The organism is Nonomuraea bangladeshensis (genome assembly GCF_039529455.1).
Classification (GTDB): Bacteria; Actinomycetota; Actinomycetes; order Streptosporangiales; family Streptosporangiaceae; genus Nonomuraea; species Nonomuraea bangladeshensis.
The window spans coordinates 1-19608 of sequence record NZ_BAAAMV010000021.1; the positions used below are offsets into that span (position 1 = coordinate 1).

At 73.6% G+C, this 19608-nt stretch carries 15 protein-coding genes; 9 read left to right on the plus strand and 6 right to left on the minus strand.

The window, feature by feature from the left end; translation table 11 throughout:
* Positions 1–709, minus strand: a 709-nt coding sequence (locus ABD292_RS45755) for an SRPBCC family protein (RefSeq protein WP_344219145.1), incomplete at its 3' end; no start/stop codon positions are given.
* A 247-nt stretch (positions 710–956) separates the two neighbouring features.
* Here ABD292_RS45755 and ABD292_RS45760 point away from each other — a divergent pair.
* The 4 genes from ABD292_RS45760 to ABD292_RS45775 are packed head-to-tail and all read left to right on the plus strand — an operon-like array spanning position 957 to position 4605.
* Complete coding sequence (locus ABD292_RS45760) at positions 957–1754, plus strand: DUF1838 family protein (RefSeq protein ID WP_344219147.1); 798 nt, start codon at positions 957–959, stop codon at positions 1752–1754.
* Positions 1751–3145: an aldehyde dehydrogenase family protein gene (locus tag ABD292_RS45765; RefSeq protein ID WP_344219149.1), complete on the plus strand. Its 1395-nt coding sequence runs from the start codon at positions 1751–1753 to the stop codon at positions 3143–3145. Before ABD292_RS45760 ends, ABD292_RS45765 begins: the two co-directional genes overlap by 4 nt.
* 3 nt (positions 3146–3148) lie before the next feature.
* Positions 3149–3589, plus strand: a complete 441-nt coding sequence (locus ABD292_RS45770; RefSeq protein WP_344219151.1) for a hypothetical protein — start codon at positions 3149–3151, stop codon at positions 3587–3589.
* The gene (locus ABD292_RS45775) at positions 3586–4605 is read left to right on the plus strand and encodes a nitrilase-related carbon-nitrogen hydrolase (protein WP_344219153.1); all 1020 of its coding nucleotides are present in this window, start codon (positions 3586–3588) and stop codon (positions 4603–4605) included. The genes ABD292_RS45770 and ABD292_RS45775 overlap by 4 nt, the downstream gene beginning before the upstream one ends.
* Here the strand turns inward: ABD292_RS45775 and ABD292_RS45780 are convergent.
* Entirely contained in the window at positions 4602–4985 is a 384-nt protein-coding gene (locus ABD292_RS45780) for a hypothetical protein (RefSeq protein WP_344219155.1), read from the minus strand. The two genes, ABD292_RS45775 and ABD292_RS45780, sit on opposite strands and share 4 nt — an antisense overlap.
* 140 nt (positions 4986–5125) lie before the next feature.
* Between ABD292_RS45780 and ABD292_RS45785 the strand changes: the two genes are divergently transcribed.
* From ABD292_RS45785 to ABD292_RS45805, 5 genes are all read left to right on the plus strand, one after another.
* Positions 5126–6688: an acyl--CoA ligase family protein gene (locus ABD292_RS45785; protein ID WP_344219157.1), complete on the plus strand. Its 1563-nt coding sequence runs from the start codon at positions 5126–5128 to the stop codon at positions 6686–6688.
* Between the two features lie 47 nt (positions 6689–6735).
* Positions 6736–7611: a sulfotransferase family protein gene (locus ABD292_RS45790; protein WP_344219159.1), complete on the plus strand. Its 876-nt coding sequence runs from the start codon at positions 6736–6738 to the stop codon at positions 7609–7611.
* Positions 7608–8786 (plus strand): glycosyltransferase family 4 protein, encoded by a 1179-nt coding sequence (locus tag ABD292_RS45795; protein WP_344219161.1) that lies wholly within the window; start codon positions 7608–7610, stop codon positions 8784–8786. Before ABD292_RS45790 ends, ABD292_RS45795 begins: the two co-directional genes overlap by 4 nt.
* A gap of 108 nt (positions 8787–8894) precedes the next feature.
* Complete coding sequence (locus ABD292_RS45800) at positions 8895–10289, plus strand: amino acid permease (protein WP_344219163.1); 1395 nt, start codon at positions 8895–8897, stop codon at positions 10287–10289.
* An 82-nt stretch (positions 10290–10371) separates the two neighbouring features.
* Complete coding sequence (locus ABD292_RS45805; protein ID WP_344219165.1) at positions 10372–12795, plus strand: ATP-binding protein; 2424 nt, start codon at positions 10372–10374, stop codon at positions 12793–12795.
* Here the strand turns inward: ABD292_RS45805 and ABD292_RS45810 are convergent.
* The 4 genes from ABD292_RS45810 to ABD292_RS45825 are packed head-to-tail and all read right to left on the minus strand — an operon-like array spanning position 12780 to position 19577.
* Positions 12780–16556: a hypothetical protein gene (locus ABD292_RS45810; RefSeq protein ID WP_344219167.1), complete on the minus strand. Its 3777-nt coding sequence runs from the start codon at positions 16554–16556 to the stop codon at positions 12780–12782. The genes ABD292_RS45805 and ABD292_RS45810 overlap by 16 nt on opposite strands.
* A complete protein-coding gene (locus ABD292_RS45815; RefSeq protein ID WP_091086146.1) occupies positions 16553–17365 on the minus strand; it encodes a carbohydrate ABC transporter permease in 813 nt (270 codons plus the stop codon). The genes ABD292_RS45810 and ABD292_RS45815 overlap by 4 nt, the downstream gene beginning before the upstream one ends.
* The gene (locus ABD292_RS45820; protein ID WP_344219170.1) at positions 17365–18276 is read right to left on the minus strand and encodes a carbohydrate ABC transporter permease; all 912 of its coding nucleotides are present in this window, start codon (positions 18274–18276) and stop codon (positions 17365–17367) included. The genes ABD292_RS45815 and ABD292_RS45820 overlap by 1 nt, the downstream gene beginning before the upstream one ends.
* On the minus strand, positions 18273–19577 hold the full coding sequence (locus tag ABD292_RS45825; RefSeq protein ID WP_344219172.1) for an extracellular solute-binding protein: 1305 nt from the start codon (positions 19575–19577) through the stop codon (positions 18273–18275). The genes ABD292_RS45820 and ABD292_RS45825 overlap by 4 nt, the downstream gene beginning before the upstream one ends.
* Between the last annotated feature and the right edge of the window lie 31 nt (positions 19578–19608).

The window sequence follows — 19608 nt, forward strand, 5'->3', positions numbered from 1 at the left end:
GCTTGCGGCCGCGCATGCCGTACTCCAGCGAGACGTCCACGACGGTGCCGCGCCCGCCGGGGCCGTCGGTGAAGCTGACCAGGCCCGCGTTGCGGACGCCCTTGCCGGGCACCGAGCGCCAGGCGATGAGGTCGCCGGCCCGCTCGTCGATGATCTCGGCCTCCCATTCCAGGTCGACCACCGGGCCCTTGGCCCGCCAGCGGGAGCGGCCCCCGCCGAGGGTGCGGACGGACTCCAGGTGGGTCATGAAGGTCGGCAGGTTCTCCAGGTCGCGCCAGAAGCGGTAGACCTCGGCGCGGGGCTTGTTGATGGTGATGGAGGCGCGCACCTGGAGCGGGCTGCGGGCCTTACGGGCGCGCATCCCGGCGCAGGCGGCGTCGAGGGCGGCGATGCCGGCGACCGCGCCGAGCGCGCACAGCGCGCGGCGGCGCCGGCCGCCGGTGCGGTTGGCGGCGGCCGTGCTGAGCAGGCCGAGGTCCATCGCGTCGCCGGCCATCCTGGTCCACGTCCACCGGGCGGGCGTCTTGCCGCCGAGCAGCAGCGCGGCGTGCAGCAGCTCGCGTCCTCCCACGAGCCTGGCGATCGTCGTGGCCCCCGGCGCGTCGTCGACGCCGCACAGGCGGGTCACGGCCCGGGGCGCCGCGAGCTGCGCCGTGCCGAGCGCGAGGCTGGTCCAGCCCAGCGCACGGCCGAGTCGGTCGGTCATCATGCGGTCCTCACAGGTGTCGGATGTACGTGCGAGCGCCGGGAGACGCCACGCCTCCCGGTGCCCTTCGCGCCCCGTACCCCTGACAAAAGGGATGACACACCCAGTTTCCGGCACGAAATACACGCAGCGTTAAGCCTTTATTCTGATCGTCATGGACTCGACGCATCCCGGCCCCGTTTACCGGACGGTGACCGACCCGAGCGGAATGCTGGCCCTCCAAACTTTCGGACGTCCGGATGGGGAGGACATGGTTTTCCGCATTTCCGGCTCCGTCTACGCCAACATTCCCGGTGACGCGCTGAAACCTGATATTCCGCATGGCCGGAAATTGTTCGGGATCGAGGGCTACAACATTCGCCGCCTGTACCGCGTGCCCGGCACCGACCGGCTCCACCAGCTCTCCCGCGAGATCGTCTGCTACACCGACCCCGGCGACCCCGTGCGCGTCCTGCGCGAATGGGCGAACCCCCTCGACGGCCGCACCTACCCGGTCGTGCCGATCAACAACGACGCGGTCAACTTCGGCCCGTTCCCCATCACCCCCGCCTTCGCCGGGCCGCCCGTCCGCCGGCTGCACGACGAGAGCGTCTGGACCAGCGACATCGCCGTCCGCGCCGACTACGGCGCCACCCTGGGCGAGACGTTCGGCCTGGTCGGCGGCGTCTACACGGCGCAGGAGATGTTCGAGTTCCAGGTGGACGACCGCGAGGTGGCCGCGCGCACCGTCCCCGGCGAGATCCCCGACGGCGCGATGAAGGTCAAGGTGAGCTGGACGCGCACGGCCCCGTGGGCGCCGTTCATGGGCCTGGCCGAGAGCGAGGTGCGCGGGCAGCTCACCTACCGCGCCCACGCCTGGTCGCTCGACTCGTACGCCGACGTCGAGCCGTGGCTGCGCGCCGAGGTGGAGGCCCATCACCCGCTCTACACGGCCGCGCCTGACGAGCCGGGGCCGAGCCAGAACTCCTGGACCTCCTTCCACGCCAAGCAGCTCGACAAGGGCGCCATGACGTGGGCCGGCTGGTGCGCCGCCCACGGCCGGCCGTGAGCACGCCGGTCCTCGACCCGCTGACCGGCCGGATCGAACGGCCCCTGCGTCCCGTCCCGCCGGACCGGCTCGCCGGGATCGCGGCCGGGCTGCGCGCGCGGGCCGCCGGGTGGGCGGCGGCGGGGCCGGCCGGGCGCGGCCCGGTGCTCGCCCGCTTCGCCGCGGCGCTGGCCCGAGACGAGGACCTGCTGGCCGCGCTGGTGGCCGACACCGGGCGGGTCGCCGAGTCGGTGCTGGAGCGGCAGGTCGTCGCGGGGGCGGTCGAGCGGTGGGCGCGGCGGGCGCCCGCGCTCCTCGCCCCGCCCGCCGGGTTCGCCGCCGAGCTGCCCGGGGTGCACGTGGCCGGGGACGCGGTGCCGTACGAGCTGGTCGGGGCGATCACGCCGTGGAACTTCCCGCTGCTGCTCGGCCTCCTCGACGCCGCCCCGGCGCTGGCCGCCGGCTGCGCGGTGCTGGTCAAGCCGAGCGAGGTGACGCCGCGCTTCATCGAGCCGCTGAGCCGGCTGGTGCCCGGCGAGCTGCCGTTGGCCGTCGTCGAGGGCGGGCCGGTCACCGGGGCGGCGCTGGTGGGGCTGGTGGACGCCGTGGTGTTCACCGGCAGCGTCCCCACCGGGCGGCAGGTGGCCGAGGCGGCGGCCCGCGCGTTCGTCCCCGCGCACCTGGAGCTCGGCGGCAAGGACCCGGCGATCGTCCTGGCCGGGGCGGACCTCGACCGGGCCTCCTCGGCGATCCTGTGGGGCGGCACCGCCAACGCCGGCCAGTCCTGCCAGTCGATCGAGCGGGTCTACGTCGCCCGCGAGGTCCACGACGACTTCCTGGCGCTGCTCGCGGCCAAGGCGGAGCGGACCCGGCTGACCTGCGAGGGCGGCCCCATCGGGCCGATCATCGCGCCCGACCGGCCCGGCGTGATCGCCGCCCACCTGGCCGACGCCGCCGCGCGGGGCGCGGTCACGCACACCGGCGGGACGATCGAGCGGCACGGCGGCGGCCACTGGTGCCGCCCCACCGTGCTGTCCGGCGTGGACCACTCGATGCTGGTGATGACGGAGGAGACGTTCGGGCCGGTGCTGCCCGTCATGGCCGTGGACGGGCCGGACGAGGCGGTCGCGCTGGCGTCCGACTCGGCGTACGGGCTGTCGGCCGCCGTGTTCGCCGCCACCGAGGAGGAGGCCATGGCGGTGGCCGCCCGGCTGCCGGTCGGCGCGGTCAGCGTCAACGACGCCGCGCTCACCGCGCTGGTGCACGAGGGCGAGAAGCACTCCTTCCGCCTGTCCGGGCTCGGCGGCTCGCGCATGGGGCCGGCGTCGATCGCCCGGTTCCTGCGCCGCCGGGCCTTCCTCATCAACCGATCCCCCGCCGCCGACCCCTGGTGGCACCCGACGGAGGAATAGCCGATGGGACTGCGCGAGGAGATGCCGCTGCTGGCCCGGCACGAGGGCGAGTGGGAGGGCGAATACCTCCACCTCGGCCGCGACGGCGCCCTGCTCGACCGGCACCGCGTCCACATGACGTGCCGCATCGCCGGCGACGCCGCCTACCACCAGACCAACCGCTACACCTGGGACGACGGCCGCGCCGAGGTGCACGAGTTCCCGGCCGCGTACCTGGGCGGTGGCCGGTGCCGCATCGACACCGACCGGCTGGAGGGCGAGTTCCGCGAGGTGGACGACAGCACGATCTACCTCACCTGGCGCTACAAGGGCCGGCCGCTGCGGCTGTTCGAGCTGATCGTGCTGAGCGAGGACGGCCGCTCCCGCAGCCGGGTGTGGCAGTGGCTGGAGGACGGCGTGTGCGTGCGCAGGACGCTGATCGACGAGCGGAGGACCGGCGCGTGACCGCCTACCTGGCCCTGGCCCTGCAGCTCGGCACGCGGGCGATCAACGCGGCCGCCGACCCGCGCGCCGAGATCGCCGCCGCCGTCGCCCACGTCTCCGAACGGGTCGCGGGCTCCAAGGCGTGGCTCGGGCCGGAGCTGCGGCTGGTGGTGCTGCCCGAGTACGCGCTGACCGGCTTCCCGATGCGCGAGAGCCTGCCGGAGTGGCGCGAGCGGGCGGCGCTCGACCCCGGCGGGCCCGAATACCGCATGCTGGCCGGGATCGCCGTCCGCGACGAGGTGTTCCTGTGCGTCAACGCCTACGAGCGCGACGAGCACTTCCCCGGGCTGTACTTCCAGGCGACGGTGATCCTCTCCCCCGCCGGGGAGGTGGTGCTGCGTTACCGGCGGCTGCACTCGCTGTTCACGCCTTCGCCGTACGACGTGTGGGAGCGCTACACGGAGGTGTACGGCATCGACGGGGTGCTGCCGGTGGCCCGCACCGAGATCGGCAACCTGGCGGCGCTGGCCTCGGAGGAGGTCCAGATGCCGGAGCTGGCCCGCGCGCTCGCCCTGCGCGGGGCCGAGGTGTTCTGCAACCCCACCTCGGAGGCGTCCTCGCCGGACCTGACGCCGAAGGCGATCGCCCGCCGCGCCCGCGCCGTGGAGAACCTGGCGTACGTGGTGGCGGCCAACTCCGGCGGCCTGACCGGCACCGCCGTCCCCGGCGACTCCGTCAACGGCGGCTCGGAGCTGATCGACCCCCAGGGCCGGGCCCTCGCACGGGCGGGGTCGGGCGAGACGCTGGTCGCCGCGGCCGAGCTGGACCTCGCGGCGCTGCGCCGCGCCCGCCGCCGCCCCGGCCTGGCGAACCTGCCGAGCCGGGTCAAGGCCGCGCTGTGGGCCGACGAGTACGCCCGCCACGACGTCGAACGCCCCTGCGGCCTGGAGGCGGGCCCTCGCGAGCGCGCCTGGTTCCGCGCCCGCCAGTCCGAGACCATCGCCCGCCTCCTCGGCCCGGAGGAACCCCCGGCCTAGCTCTCCTTGGCCAGGGAGTCGCCGTCGGTCGACAGGTGCACCACGTTGTCCTCGATCCTGGCGACCTGCTCGGGCGCGACGTACAGGTCGCGCGCGAACAGCCCGCGGCCGTCCACCTTCACGAAGCCGGTCCGCAGCAGCCGGGCCGCCAGCACGGGCGGCAGGTCGGGCTCGGCGTGGCTGAAGACGTCCGACAGCACGGGCACGAAGCCGGGGCCGCGCCCGGTCTGCTGCCCGTCGATCTGCTGTCCGTCGGTGGTGGCCGCCTGCGGGTCGCCCATCTTGACCAGCTCCACCGTCCCGACCTCCTTGCCGTCGCGGTCGACGACCTTCATGCCGGTGTGCACCTGGCTGATGCCGGGCCGCTGAGGGATCTGCACGGCAACGCTCCTTCGCTCTCGGTCCGGCCGTCACGACTACCCAGCGCGGGGGCGGAAAGTCCTGCCGAACTGGGTGGACGCGGCGTGGGAACGCGGCTCAGGATGGCGGTGAGCCCGCCTCTCGGCCGGAGGACCATCGCATGCCCGATCTGGACGGATTGTCGTACGAGCCGCTGACCCCCGTCTCCTTCCTCGACCGGGCCGCCGACGCGCACGGCGACCGGATCGCCGTGATCGACGGCGACCGCCGCGTCACCTACCACGAGCTGCGCGAGCGCTGCCGCCGGATGGCGGGCGCGCTGGCGTCCCTGGCCCGGGGCCGCCCGGTGGCGGTGCTCGCGCCCAACACCTCCGTGCTGCTGGAGGCGAACTTCGGGGTGCCGTGGGCGGGCGTGCCGCTGGTGGCGATCAACACCCGGCTGGCGCCGGGCGAGGTCGGCTACATCCTGGAGCACTCGGGGGCGGGCGTGCTGGTGCACGACCCGGTCTTCGACGGCCTGGTGGACGCGGCCTGCGCCGGACTGGCCGAGCCGCCGCTCCGGATCCGGGCCGGCGCGGAGTACGAGGACCTGCTCGCGAAGGCGTCGCCGCTGGCGCTCACCCCGGCCGACGAGCGGGCGCTGCTGTCGATCAACTACACCTCCGGCACCACCGGCCGCCCGAAGGGCGTCATGTACCACCATCGCGGCGCCTATCTGCAGGCCCTCGCCATGGTGGGGCACGCCGGGCTGTCGCCGGCCACCGTGCACCTGTGGACGCTGCCGATGTTCCACTGCAACGGCTGGTGCTTTCCGTGGGCGGTGACGGCGGCGGCCGGGACGCACGTGTGCCTGCCGAAGCCGGACCCTGCCGAGGTGTGGCGGCTGCTGCGGGCCGAGGGCGTCACCCATCTGGAGGGCGCGCCGACCGTGCTGTCCATGATCGCCCACGCGCCGGACGCGGCTCCGCTGGAGCGCACGGTGCGGGTCTCGACGGGCGGCGCGCCGCCGTCCCCCGCGATCCTGCGCCGCATGTCGGGCCTCGGCTTCGACGTCATCCACCTGTACGGGCTCACCGAGACGTTCGGCCCGGCGATGATCTGCGACTGGCGGCCGGAGTGGGACGAGCTGACCGGCGAGCGCCAGGCGCGGCTGAAGGCCCGCCAGGGCGTCGGCAACATGATCGCCTGCACCGCCCGCGTCGTGGCCGCGGACGGCCGCGACGTGCCCGCCGACGGCACGACGGTCGGGGAGATCGCGCTGCGCGGCAACAACGTCATGCTCGGCTACTACCGCGATCCCGAGGCGACCGCGGCGGCCGCGCCTGACGGCTGGTTCCGCACCGGCGACCTCGGCGTCCGCCATCCCGACGGCTACGTGGAGCTGCGCGACCGCAGCAAGGACGTGATCATCTCGGGCGGCGAGAACATCGCCTCGGTGGAGGTCGAGCAGGCCATCGCCGACCATCCGGCGGTGCTGGAGGTGGCGGTCGTCGCGGTGCCGGACGAGCACTGGGGCGAGGTGCCCGCCGCGTACGTGACGCTGCGCGAGGGCGCGACGGCCACCGCGGAGGAGATCAGGGAGCACGTGCGGGCGCGGCTCGCGCGGTTCAAGGTGCCGAAGCGCGTGGAGTTCGGCGAGCTGCCGAAGACCTCCACCGGCAAGATCCAGAAGTACGTCCTGCGGGACGAGGCCTGGGCAGGCCGGGAGCGCCGCATCCACTGAGGCCGCTTTCAGACAATCTGCAGAAAAGGTAAGTACCCTCCCCCACCATGAAGTGGCAGCGTAAGATCACCACCGCGCTGGAAAGGCACACGGGCCTGCGCATCGAGCGGGTGTCCAAGACCTCCGGCCCGGCCGCCAAATCGGTCGTGCCCGCCAAGAAGGCCGCCGACGTCTCGTTCCGCCCGCCGGCGGACCCCGAGGCGGACCGGCTGCTGAGGGCGCCCGTGTTCGTCATCTCCCCCGTGCGGTCCGGCTCGACGCTGCTGCGCTCGATGCTGAACTCCCACCCCGACCTGCACGCCCCGCACGAGCTGCACGTCCGGCGGCTCGGCGTCGACTTCGGCACGAGCCTGGCCGAGAAGGCGATGGCCGCGCTCGGCCACAACAAGGCCGACCTGGAGCACCTGCTGTGGGACCGGGTGCTGCACCGGGAGCTGGTCCGCAGCGGCAAGCGGTACGTCGTGGACAAGACGCCCGCCAACGCCTTCGCCTACGAGCGCCTGGCCGCCTGCTGGCCGGACGCGCGCTTCGTGTTCCTGCTGCGCCATCCCGCCTCGATCGCGACCTCCTGGCACGAGGCCAGCCCGGACAAGCGCACGCCCGAGGAGGCGGCGAAGGACGCGCTGCGCTACATGAAGGCGGTGGAGCGTGCCAGGAAGGCGCTGCCCGGCCTCACCGTGCGCTACGAGGAGCTGACCGCCGACCCGGAGCGGACGCTGCGCGGGATCTGCGACTTCCTCGCCATCGCGTGGGAGCCCGCCATGCTCAGCTACGGCACCCCCGAGGTGGTGACCAAGGGTCTCGGCGACTGGAAGGACAAGATCCGCTCCGGGCAGGTGCAGCCGGGCCGCGAGCTGCCAGGGCCCGAGGAGGTGCCCGACGTCCTCAAGGGGATGGCGCGCACGTGGGGGTACCTCCCGTGAGGATCCGCTACATGCTGCTGCACGCGTACGGGATGGGCGGCACCATCCGCACGGTCGTCAACCAGGCCAACGCGATGGCCGAGGCGGGCCACGACGTGGAGATCGTCAGCGTGGTGCGCCGGCGCGGCAAGCCGCAGTTCGCCATCGACCCGCGGGTGCGCCTGTCCGCGCTGGTCGACCAGCGCGACGGGGTGTCGGCCGACTCCCTGGTGCGCAAGGTGTGGCGGCGGGCCCGCGGCAAGATCGTCCCGTACGGCGAGTTCGCCGCCGAGTGGTTCACCGAGCGCGTCGAGGCCGCCGTGATGGACTACGTGTCGTCGCTGAACGACGGCATCCTCGTCACCACCCGCCCGGCACTCAACCTGATCTCCGCCCGCCGCGCCTCCCGCAAGGTCATCAGGATCGCCCAGGAGCACATGAACCTGGCCGCCTACCACGAGGCCGTACGCGAGCAGATCGCCCGCCACTACGGCCGCTTCGACGCGGTCGCCGTGCTGACCGAGACCAGCCGCGCCGAATACCACGCCATCCTGGACGACACGCCCATCGTGCGCATCCCCAACGCCGTCCACATGGACCACCGCGAGCACTCCGACCAGAGCAACCCGGTGGTGATCGCGGCCGGGCGGCTGGTGCCGCAGAAGGGCTACGACATGCTCATCCCGGCCTTCGCCTCGGTGGCGGAGGAGCATCCGGAGTGGCGCCTGCGCATCTTCGGCACCGGGCCTTCGCAGCAGAAGCTGCAGCAGCGCATCGCCGACACCGGCATGGACGGGCGGATCACGCTGATGGGCCGCAGCGACCGCATCCACGAGGAGCTCGCGCGGTCGTCGATCTACGCGCTCAGCTCGCGCATCGAGGGCCTGCCGATGGCGATGATCGAGGCGATGGGCCACGCCCTGCCCGTGGTCGCCTTCGACTGCCCGACCGGGCCCGCCGACGTGCTGGTCTCCGGCCAGAACGGCGTCCTGGTGCCGCCACGCGACGTGCAGAAGCTGGGCGAGGAGCTGGGCCGGCTCATGGCCGACCGCGAGCTGCGGGCGCGCCTCGGGGCCGCCGCGGCGGCGACGGCGCACGCCTACACGCCGGAGGTCGTGATGCCGCTGTGGGAGGAGCTGTTCACGCTGCTGAGCACCGGCCGGCCGGTGCCCGCCGACTTCGGCAAGGCACGCTGACCTCGCCGTACGCGTCAAATCCCGGTCCGGTCCGCCGTCGCCGGGGCATGCCGGGAGCGGGCCGGGAAAGGACCTCCTGAGAACCGACAGGGTGCTCAGGAGGTCGTCATGGCCGCGTCACACAGCATGTTCCGCCGCAAACCGGTCGAACAGATCGCGGAGGAGCACGAGGGCGAGCTTTCCCGGTCGCTGGGGCTGTGGCAGCTCACCGCGATCGGCGTCGGCGGCATCATCGGGGCGGGCATCTTCGCCCTCGCGGGCGCGGTGGCCAACCAGACGGCCGGGCCCGCGGTGCTGGTGTCGTTCCTGCTGGCGGGGGTGGCGAGCGGGGCGGCGGCGTTCTCCTACGCCGAGTTCGCGGGCATGATCCCGAAGGCCGGCTCCGCCTACACCTACGGCTACGCGGTGCTCGGCGAGATCGTCGGCTGGTTCATCGGCTGGGACCTGCTGCTGGAGTACACCGCGATCGTGGCGGTGGTCGCCATCGGCATCTCCGGCTACTTCGGCTTCCTGGTGGAGGAGCTGGGCCTGCGGCTGCCGGCCTGGATGCTGGGCGCGCCCGGCACCGGGGACGGCCACGTGGTGGACCTGTTCGCCGTGCTGCTGTGCCTGCTCATCGCCTTCCTGCTGAACCGCGGCATCAAGACGGCCGCCCGGTTCGAGACGTCCGTGGTGGCGACCAAGGTCGCGGTGGTGCTGGTGGTGATCGTGGTCGGGTTCTTCTTCATCGACCCGGCCAACTACTCGCCGTTCTTCCCGTTCGGCGTCAGCGGGGCGATCACCGGCGCGGCCACGGTGTTCTTCGCGGTGTTCGGCTACGACGCCATGAGCACGGCGGCCGAGGAGGCGCGCGACGCCCGGCGGCACATGCCGAAGGCCATCATCTACTCGCTGGTCGTCTCGATGATCCTGTACGTGCTGGCCACGCTGGTGCTCACCGGCATGCAGAACTACCGGGAGATCGACCCGGAGAGCGGCTTCTCCTCGGCGTTCGCCTCCGTCGGGCTGCGGGGGCTGGCGGCGCTGATCGCGGTGGGCGCCATCGTCGGCATCCTGACCGTGATGTTCACGTTCATGCTGGGCGTCACCCGCGTGTGGTTCTCGATGAGCAGGGACGGGCTGCTGCCCGGCTGGTTCGCCCGGCTGCACCCGGTGCGGCGGGTGCCCTCGCGGGTCACCTGGATCGTGGGCGTGGCCTCGGCGCTGATCGCCGGCTTCCTGCCGATCAGGGAGGCGGCCGAGCTGACCAACATCGGCATCCTGCTGGCGTTCGTGGTGGTGTGCGCGGCGGTGATCGTGCTCCGCTACCGGCAGCCGGACCTGCACCGGGAGTTCCGCACGCCGGGGATGCCGGTGGTGCCGGCGATCGGCGTGGTGTTCTCCCTCTGGCTGATCACGTTCCTGGAGCCGCTGACCTGGCTGCGCTTCGCGGTGTGGTTCCTGATCGGGCTCGTGGTCTACCTCTCCTACGGCCGGCGGCACTCGGCGCTCAACCCGGGCTGAAGCGGGTTTTGCCAACCCCATACCAAGACAAAGGCGTACGAAAAGGGTCACGGCATAGCCTGGGTCCTTGGGGGCTTCCATCATGACCATCGCTGCGCCGAAGGGCGGGCCGAATCTCGGACCGGACAGGTGGCGGGCCGTGTCACCGGCCGGCTCGCTGCCGGCCGAGCTCAACAGCTTCGTGGGCCGCCGGCGGGAGATCGCCGAGGTCAAGCGGCTGCTGGGCGAGGGCAGGCTGGTGACGCTGGCCGGCGTGGGCGGCGTCGGCAAGTCGCGGCTGGCGCTGCGGGTGGCCTTCGACCTGCGGCGGGCATACCACGACGGGGTGTGGCTGGTGGAGCTGGCCGCGCTGGAGAGCGCCGAGCTGCTGGTCGCGACCGTCATGGCGGCGCTGGGCATCCAGGACAGGGCGCCGCGGCCCTCCATCGAGGTGCTGGCCGCCCACCTGCGCGACCGGCGGACCCTGGTGGTGCTGGACAACTGCGAGCATCTGCTGGACGCGTGCGCGGCCCTCGCCGACCGGCTCGTACGCGCCGCGCCCGGCCTGCGGATCCTCGCCACCAGCAGGCAGGCGCTCGGCGTCACGGGCGAGCAGGTGCTGCAGGTGCCGACGCTGGCCGTCCCCGAGGCCGCCGAGACCGCCGGGGACGCCGAGACCGGTGCGCGGGCGGACGGACAGACCGACGCGGTGCGGCTGTTCGCCGAGCGGGCGCGGGCCGTGCTGCCCGGCCTCGAGATCACCGACGCCAACCGCGAGGCCGTCGCCCGCGTCTGCCGCCGGCTCGACGGCATCCCGCTCGCCATCGAGCTCGCGGCCGTACGGCTGCGCGCGCTGTCGGTCGAGCAGCTCCTGGAACGGCTGGACGACCGCTTCCGGCTGCTCACCACCGGCGCCAGGACCGCCATGCCGCGCCAGCAGACCCTCCGCTCGCTCATCGACTGGAGCCACGCCCTCTGCACCGAGCAGGAACGGCTGCTGTGGAGCCGACTGTCGGTGTTCTCCGGCGGGCTCGACCTGGAGGCGGCCGAGCAGGTGTGCTCCGGCGGCGGCATCCCGCCCGAGGACGTGATGGACCTGGTCGGCGGGCTGGTGGACAAGTCGGTGCTGGCCCGCGAGGAGCACCGGCAGAGCGTGAGATACCGGCTGCTGGAGACCATCAGGCAGTACGGGCGCGAGCGGCTGCGCGAGTCGGGCGAGGAGGCGGAGCTGCGTGCCCGGCACCGCGCCTACTTCCGTGACCTGGCCCTGCGCGCCCGGCGCGGCTGGTACGGGCCGGACCAGGTCTCCTGGTTCGCCCGCCTGCGCGCCGACCACGGCAACCTGCGCACCGCCCTCGACTCCGCCCTGCCGTCCGGCTCGCCCGGCTCCTCCCCGTACGCACCGGGGCCGGACGGCCTCCGCGACGGGCTGGTGCTCGCCACGGCGCTCTGCTTCTACTGGATCGCGGCCGGGGCGTTGCGCGAAGGCCGGGTGTGGCTGGCGCGGCTGCTGGCCGCCGCGCCCGAGCCGACGCCGGAGCGGGCCGAGGCGCTGTGCGTCCAGGCCCGCCTCGCGGTGCTGCAGAGCGACTTCGAGGAGGCGGACACGCTCCTGCGGGAGTGCCGGGAGCTGGGCGACGCCCTGCCCGACCCGCCGCCGGCCGCGCCCGTCGCGTACGTCGCCGGCCTGGCCGCGCTGATGCGCCACGATCTCAGGGAAGCGGTGAGGCTGCTCGGCGAGGCCGCCGACGGCCACCGGTCGGCCGGCGAGGAGAGCGGCGTGGTCAACGCGCTGATGTACCTGGCGACGGCGCACGGCCTGCTCGGCGACGACGAGCAGGCGATCGACCGGTTCAAGGAGTGCCTGGCGCGGTGCGAGGCGCGCCACGAGCACTGGTTCCGCTCCTACACGCTGTGGATGTTCGGCATCGAGACCTGGCGGCAGGGCGACCCGGCCCGCGCGATCGAGATGGAGCGCGAGGCCATCCGGCTCAAGCAGCCGTTCGACGACCGGCTCGGCGTCGCGCTCTGCGTCGAGGCGCTGGCCTGGATGACCGCGGACGCCTCGGCCGAGCGGGCCGCGACGCTGCTCGGTGCCTCGCAGGAGAGCTGGCGGGCGTTCGGCGGGCCGCTGTTCGGCTACCTGGAGGGCTACCACGAGGCCGCCGAGGCGGTGGCGCGCGAGCACCTCGGCGCCCGCGGGTTCGCCGCCGCCTTCCGCAAGGGCGTGGAGCTGCCTCCCGGCGACGTGCCCGGGTACGCGGCGGGCAGCGAGAAGACGGGCAGCGGGAAACGGCAGCCCCGCGCCGCGCGGACCGGCGAAACCTCGCCGCTCACCCGCCGCGAGCGGGAGATCGCGGCGCTGGTCGCCCGCGGCATGAGCAACAAGGAGATCGCGGCCACCCTGGTGATCGCGCAGCGCACCGCCGAGGCGCACGTCGAGCACATCCTGTGCAAGCTCGGCTTCACCTCCCGGGCCCAGATCGCGGCCTGGGTCGCCGGGCAGGGCGATCAGGCCGGGGGCTGAGGCGTGCGCAGCCGTACCGGACCGAACAGGCCACTGGCGCGCTGGCCGGCGAAGACGAAGTGCGTCGGGCTCACCTCGTCCAGGTACGGCCCCAGCGTGCCGAGCACCAGGATCTCCACCACGTTCGCGCCCTCAGCGAGCTCGACGGGGAAGCGGTACGGCGAGCAGACCCGCACCCCGCAGGGCTCCCCGTTGACCACGACCTCGGCCGTGCCCCGTACCCGGCCGAGGTCGAGCAGGCCGGGACCGGCGGCCGGGACGGTGACGGTGGTCCGGTAGCGCACGCCGCCGCTGTAGCCGGGCAGGCCCCGCTCCTCCCAGTCGCCGAGCCGCATCCGGCCGGGGCCGCAGGCGAAGCGGACCGGCCCGCCGAAGGCCGCCCCCGCCCGCGCCCCCGGCTCGGTCACCACCCGCACCTCGATGGGCCCGCTCCCGAGCCCGCCACCCAGCTCGACGACCCGGCCTCCGAGCCCACCACCCAACTCGACAACCCGGCCTTCGAGGCCGGGGCCCGGCTCGATGGCGTGGCCGGTCGAGCCGAGCGCGACGCGGACCTCGACGCGGCCGGTCGTGGGGAGTTCGACGGCGGTCGCGCCCGGCGGGACGTCGAGCAGGAAGCGTTCCTCCCCCGGCCGGTCGCCCGGCACCGCGAACCGGGCGGGCGGCGCGGACGGCCGCCCGTCCAGCCAGCCCGCCCCCGGCAGCGGGTGCGGGCGGGGCCGCAGCCAGAGCGCGGCGGGGTCGCCGTGCTGACGGCGGCGGACCCGGGGCCGCGGCGACCAGTGCGGTCCCGAGACGGCCAGGCCGTCGGCCAGGATCCAGCCGTCCGACTCCACGGCGATCGTGTTGCGGCCGGGCCGCAGCAGGGGGGCGAGGTCGTAGCGGCGCACGCGCGGGATGTCGGCCTCCACGTACGGGTCGAACCCGCCCTGCCGGCCCGCCTCCACCCCGTTGACCAGCACCCGGCAGAACGTGGTGGACGCCACCTGCAGCACCTGGTCACCGTCGCCGGCCTCCACGACGGTCTCCAGGCGGGGCCCGGCGATCCACTCGGGCCGGGCCGCGTCGGCCGGGTCGTCGGCCAGGCAGGCGTAGGCCCGCAGGTCCAGCTCCTCGTCAGGGACGAGCAGCAGCTCCAGCAGGTGCTCGCCGGGCGGCACGGGGTCACGGGTGACGGCGGCGTACCCGGCGTCGTCCAGGGGGCGCGGCTCGCCGTCGAGCCAGAGCGTCTTGGCCGCGCCCGCGCCGAGCGCCAGCCACCGCGGCGGGCCCGGCGGCACGGTGAGCACGCTGCGGAAGCGGGCCTCCGCCCCGGCGGCGACCCGGCCGAAGGCCAGGAACTCCACCGGCACGTGCCCCTTGGGGCCGAGGGTGTCGCGGTGCACGGGGTCCTTGCGCAGGCCGCGCGAGGCCGACCAGACCGAGGGCGTCCACGGGCCGTCGCCGACCCGCTGCTCGCCGCGCGGGCCGAAGGTGACGTGCACGGGCTCGCCGCCGGGCGTGCGCAGCGTCCAGAGCTCGACGCCGGCGCCGCCGCCGCCGAAGTCCGCCCAGGTGTCGTCAAGGGTGGGGACCAGCTCGACGTCCCATTCGTCCCCGAGGTCCGTCTCCACGGGGTACGCCGGCTCCGGCGAAGCCGGGCCGTCGGCGAGGTCGTGGGCCGGGCCGGCGGCCGGGCCGGCGGCGAGGTCGGCGGCCGGATCCGCGGCCGGGTCCGCGGCGAGGTCGTCGGCCGGGTCGCCGGCAGGGTCGGCGGCAGGGTCGGCGGCAGGGTCGTTGGCCGGATCGGCGGCCGGGTCGACAGCAGGGTCGTTGGCCGGATCGGCGGCCGGGTCGACAGCAGGGTCGTTGGCCGGGTCGTTGGCCGGGTCGGCGGCGGAGCCGTCGAAGACCAGCAGTGCGGCGGGCCCGTCGTCGAACGGCACGACCACCTCGACGGCGTCGCCGCGCCGGACGTGCCGCAGCGGGACCGGGTCGCCGCCCGCGAAGGGCCGCAGCAGCCGGGGCGCGCCCGCCACGTCCCGCACGGTGACGCGCAGCTCGCGGGCGTACCGGGCGGGGTCGAAGTCGATGTCGGCGTCCAGCCAGCCCAGGTCCACACCCCGCTCCTCCGGCCGGCCGACGCCGATCCTGCTGGCCATCGGATGCGTGGCGGTCAGGAACACCAGCGTGGCGTCGCCGGTCTCGCGCACCAGCGCGGGCACCGGGGCCTCCACCCGGCGCGGCATCGCGGCCAGCGCCTCCCCCACGTCCTCGGGGGTCGCGGCGAGCCTGGCCCGGCCGCGCAGCTCCGGCGGCACGGCGCCGACGGCCACGAGCAGCCCGCCCGCGTCGGCGAACGCGGCCAGCCGCGCGGCCACGTCCCCGTCCAGCGCGGTGACGGCGGGCAGCACGATCGCCCGGTACGCCTCCGTGGACACCGCGAGCCGCCCGTCCGCGACCTCCGCGCGCCGTACCGAGTCCTCGTCGATCACGTCGGCGTCGAGGCCCAGCAGGTCGAGCACCCCGGGCTTCGTGGCGAACCACGCCATGTCGCCCACCAGCGCCCGGTAGACCTCGTCGGCTCGCGCCGCCTCCGGCCCGGCGGGCGCGCCGCCCGCCAGGGCCGTGCCGGACTGGACGGTCGTGGTCGGCAGCAGCACGGCGACGTCGCAGGCGTGGCGGCCCAGCGACAGGGCGGCGCACAGGCGGGTCACCGCGTCGGCGAACACCCGGTGGTGCCGCCAGTACGGCTGCCGCCAGTCGGTGGACGGCGGCGCCCACTCCCACCAGCCGCGCCGGGTCGTGTAGTAGACCGCGTGCGGGTTGTAGAGCGTCGCCCCTGCCCGCAGCCACGGCAGCAGCCAGTCGAAGGTCTCCTCCAGGGTCCCGCCCCAGCCGCTCGAGTGGAACGCCTCGATCCAGACGCGGGAGCGGCCGTACAGGTGGGCCAGCGAGGCGTGCAGGCGGGCGTCGCCGTGGTGGTCGGAGCCGGGCGCGGAGAACCAGCGGTGGGTGCGGGCGTAGTCCGCGTACAGCTCGACGCCCGCCACCGGATGCCCGGCGCGGGCCGGGTCCTGCTGGTCGCAGCCGTTCAGCAGGCCGTGCCGCTCGTGCCAGGCGGCGAGCGGACGGAAGAACGCCTCCTCGGCCAGCTCGGCGCGGGTCCGCTGGTAGGCGGCCCAGTCGGGGTCGGCGAGCGAGAACTCCTTCCCGCGCCGCGCCAGGTGCTCCTCGGCGAAGCGGGCCGACCAGGTGGGCAGCGTGGGCAGCTCGTCCTGGAACGACCCGGCGACGACCCGCCCGAACCAGTGCCCGATCCGCCGCTCGAACTCGCCGTGCACCCGGTCGAGCAGCACCGCGCACGCCTCGGCCGACAGGTAGTCGAAGCCGCGCGTGGTGACCTCACCCCCGGGGCCGAGCCACTGCCCGGCGAACTCCGGCCGCTCCTGCACCAGGCGGGCCTGGAGGTCGGCGCCGGAGAAGCCGAGCTGGTCGTAGAACCACAGGCGGGCGCCGAGCTCGAAGGCGTCGGCGCACACCCCGTCCAGCAGCTCCCACCACGCCTCGGACAGGAACGGCGGGTCGTCGGCGTCGGCGCCGAACAGCGGCCCCGACGGGGCGAGGTTGAGTATGACGAGGTTGTGCACTCCCCCGGCGACCAGCCGCTCCATCTGCCAGCGCAGCCGGTCGCGGCGCAGGGGCTCGCCGCTCCACCACCAGATGGCGGCCGGCGAGTACGCGCGCGGCGGGTCCCGGAAGATCCGGGCGGCCTCGCTCATCCCTTCAACCCGCTGGAGAAGCCCTTGATGACGTAGCGCTGCAGGGCGAGGAAGACCGCCACGATGGGCAGCGCGCCGAGCACGAGGCCGGCGAAGACCAGGCCGTGCTGGGAGACGTACTGGCCGACGTAGGCGAAGACGCTGACCGGGACCGTCTCGAAACCGGAGCCGCCGAGGTAGACCAGCGGGGTGAAGAAGTCGTTCCAGATGAAGACCGCGTTCAGGATGAGCACGGTGCCGGTGATGGGCCGCAGCAGCGGGAAGACGACGCGGGTGAACGCCGTCAGGTGGCCGGCGCCGTCGATCTGGGCGGCGCTGGCGTACTCGCGGGGCAGCGCCCGGATGAAGCCGGTGTAGAGGAACACGGTGAACGGCAGCTGGATCCCGGTGTAGAAGAGGATCATCCCGGCGTGCGTGCCGATGAGCCCGAGGTCGGTGACCAGCCGGTAGAGCGGGATCATGCCGAGCTGGAAGGGCAGCACGATGCCGAGCAGGAACAGGATGTAGAGCCCGTAGCCGAGCCGGGTCTGCACCCGGGCCAGGAAGTAGGCGGCGAACGAGCCGAGCGCGATGAGCGCGACCAGGCTGACCACGGTGATGACGGTGCTGTTGACCAGCGAAGGGCCGAGCGCGGCGGCCGACCAGGCGGTGGCGAAGTTGTCCAGCGTGGGCGGGTCGGGCAGGGCCAGCGGCGCCTGCGAGATCTGCGCCGGGTCCTTCAGCGCCAGCGACACCAGCGTGTAGACGGGGAACAGGAACGCCACCGCCACCGCGATCATGACGATCTCCAGCAGGAACGTCCGCCGCATCACACGCTCACCTCCCGGCCGCGCAGGTAGGAGACCTGGATGAGCGAGACCGCGGCCACGAACAGCGCCAGCACCAGCGCGACCGCGGTGCTGTAGCCGAACTTGCCGAAGACGAACGCCTGCTTGTACAGCACGGTGGACAGAGTCTCGGTGGCGTAGCCGGGGCCGCCGTTGGTGGCGGCGAAGACCTGGTCGAACAGCTTGAGCCCGCCGATCGTGGACAGCATGAGGTTGATCGTGACGGCTGGCGCGAGCAGCGGCCAGGTGACGTACCTGAACCGCTGGAACGTGCCCGCCCCGTCGATCATCGCGGCCTCGTGCAGCTCCTTGGGCACGCCCTCCAGCCCGGCCAGGAAGATGACCATGGAGTAGCCGGCGTACTGCCACACGACCATGCCGGCGATCGACCACAGCGCCACCGACGGGTCGCCGAGCCAGTCCACGTGCAGGCCGAGCAGGCCGTTGAGCCCGGCGTCGGGGTCGGGGTTGTAGATGTACTTCCACAGGAAGGCCACCATGACCGGGCTGACGACGACCGGCGCGAAGAAGACCACGCGCAGCAGGGCGCGGCTCCTCAGCTTCGCGTGCACGCCGAGCGCCAGCAGCAGCCCGACGCCGTTCTGCACGGCGACGACGGCCAGGGTCAGCAGCAGTGTGTTGCCGATCGAGCCCATGGCCTGCTCGTCGCCGAGCAGGGTGCGGAAGTTGGCCAGGCCGACGAACGACCAGTCCTCGCCGATGCCGCTCCAGTCGGTGAAGGCGTACACGACGCCGCTGATCGCCGGGTAGAGCACGACCAGCGCGTACACCGCGAGGGCGGGGGCGGCGAACAGCCAGGGCGGGGTGGTGGCGCTGCGGCGCGGGCGGGCGGCACTGGCCGGCCGCGCGCGCCGGACGGTCAAAGGGGTCACTTGCGGTAAGCCTCGTCCATCTTCTTCAGTGCTTCGTCGATCGTGGAGTCGCCGGCCAGCAGCTTCTGCACGACCGCGAAGTGCACCGGCTGGACCTCGGCGTTGGGCCAGCGCTGGTCCATGAACGGCACGGCGCGGTCCTTGGTGAACGGCAGGAATGACTCCACCGCCGGGTCGATGGTCGAGGAGGCGTCCTGGGTGAGCGGGATGGCGGCGATCTCCTTGGCCCAGGCGTTGATGTTCTCCTGCTTGCCGAGGAAGTCGATGAACGCCTTGGCCGCCTCGGCGTTCCTGCCCTTGGCGCTGGCGCCGAGGCCGACGACGACGCCGGCCGGGATCCACACCGAGGCGGCGTCGTCGGCGCCCGGCAGCGGGAACATCGACAGGTCGTCGGGCGAGGAGGCGGCCTTGCGGAAGTCGGGCAGCACGGCCGAGACCTGCACGGCCATGGCGGCCTTGCCGGTGGCGACCATCGAGGTCTGCTGCTCGAAGGTGGTGCCGTTGGGCTTGTCGTTGAAGAAGCCGCGCTTCTGCAGCTCCAGGTACATCTCGAAGGCCTGTTGCCAGCCGGAGCCGGCGAAGGTGGCCTGCCCGGCCTGCTGCTTGTCGTCGAACGTGGGGTCCTTGGCGTAGACGGTGGAGGGCACCAGCGCGTACGTGATGAGTTGGGTGACCCACGGCGTCTGCGCGCCGAGCGCGATCGGCACGACCCCGGCCTTCTTGAGCTTGTCGCAGACGGCCAGGAACTCGGTCCACGTGGCAGGCGGCGCGTCGATGCCGGCCTGCTGGAAGACCTTCTTGTTGTAGACGGCGCCGATGACCGATGAGCCGGCCGAGTACAGGTAGGTCTTGCCGTCGAGCTGGAAGGCGGGCTTGAAGCCCGCGGGGATGGTCTGCGTCCACGCCTGCGCCGACAGGTCGGCGAGCAGGCCGGCCTGGGCGATCTGGGTCATCGACATGGCGCTGCCGCTGCCGGGATAGACCACGTGCAGGTCGGGGGCGTTGCCCGCGCCGAGCTGGGTGCGCAGCGAGGTCTGCACCTGGTCGGTGGGCGCGTACGAGGGCGTGACGCGCACGCCGGGCGTGGCCTGGGCGTAGGCGGCGGCCAGTTTGTCCATCGGCGCCTTCTGGTCGGAGACGCCGACGAACTTGAGGTCGGTGGTGGTGCCGCCGCCGCCCGTCGTCGCGGTCGTCTCCGGCCGGGTGGAGCAGGCGGTGGCCGCGCTGGCCAGCGCCAGGCCACCCATCAGGCGGAAGAACTGCCCGCGGCTCACCCGGGCGTCGTGCAGAAGGCCGGTCATGCTCGCCTACCTCCATGAATTGATTGTTAAT

Bases quoted from the DNA above. Each gene is read 5' to 3' on its own strand.
- ABD292_RS45825 (WP_344219172.1), bottom strand. From the start codon at position 19,577: ATGACCGGCCTTCTGCACGACGCCCGGGTGAGCCGCGGGCAGTTCTTC.
- ABD292_RS45790 (WP_344219159.1), top strand. From the start codon at position 6,736: ATGAAGTGGCAGCGTAAGATCACCACCGCGCTGGAAAGGCACACGGGC.
- ABD292_RS45805 (WP_344219165.1), top strand. From the start codon at position 10,372: ATGACCATCGCTGCGCCGAAGGGCGGGCCGAATCTCGGACCGGACAGG.
- ABD292_RS45815 (WP_091086146.1), bottom strand. From the start codon at position 17,365: ATGCGGCGGACGTTCCTGCTGGAGATCGTCATGATCGCGGTGGCGGTG.
- ABD292_RS45760 (WP_344219147.1), top strand. From the start codon at position 957: ATGGTTTTCCGCATTTCCGGCTCCGTCTACGCCAACATTCCCGGTGAC.
- ABD292_RS45785 (WP_344219157.1), top strand. From the start codon at position 5,126: ATGCCCGATCTGGACGGATTGTCGTACGAGCCGCTGACCCCCGTCTCC.
- ABD292_RS45770 (WP_344219151.1), top strand. From the start codon at position 3,149: ATGGGACTGCGCGAGGAGATGCCGCTGCTGGCCCGGCACGAGGGCGAG.
- ABD292_RS45810 (WP_344219167.1), bottom strand. From the start codon at position 16,556: ATGAGCGAGGCCGCCCGGATCTTCCGGGACCCGCCGCGCGCGTACTCG.
- ABD292_RS45800 (WP_344219163.1), top strand. From the start codon at position 8,895: ATGGCCGCGTCACACAGCATGTTCCGCCGCAAACCGGTCGAACAGATC.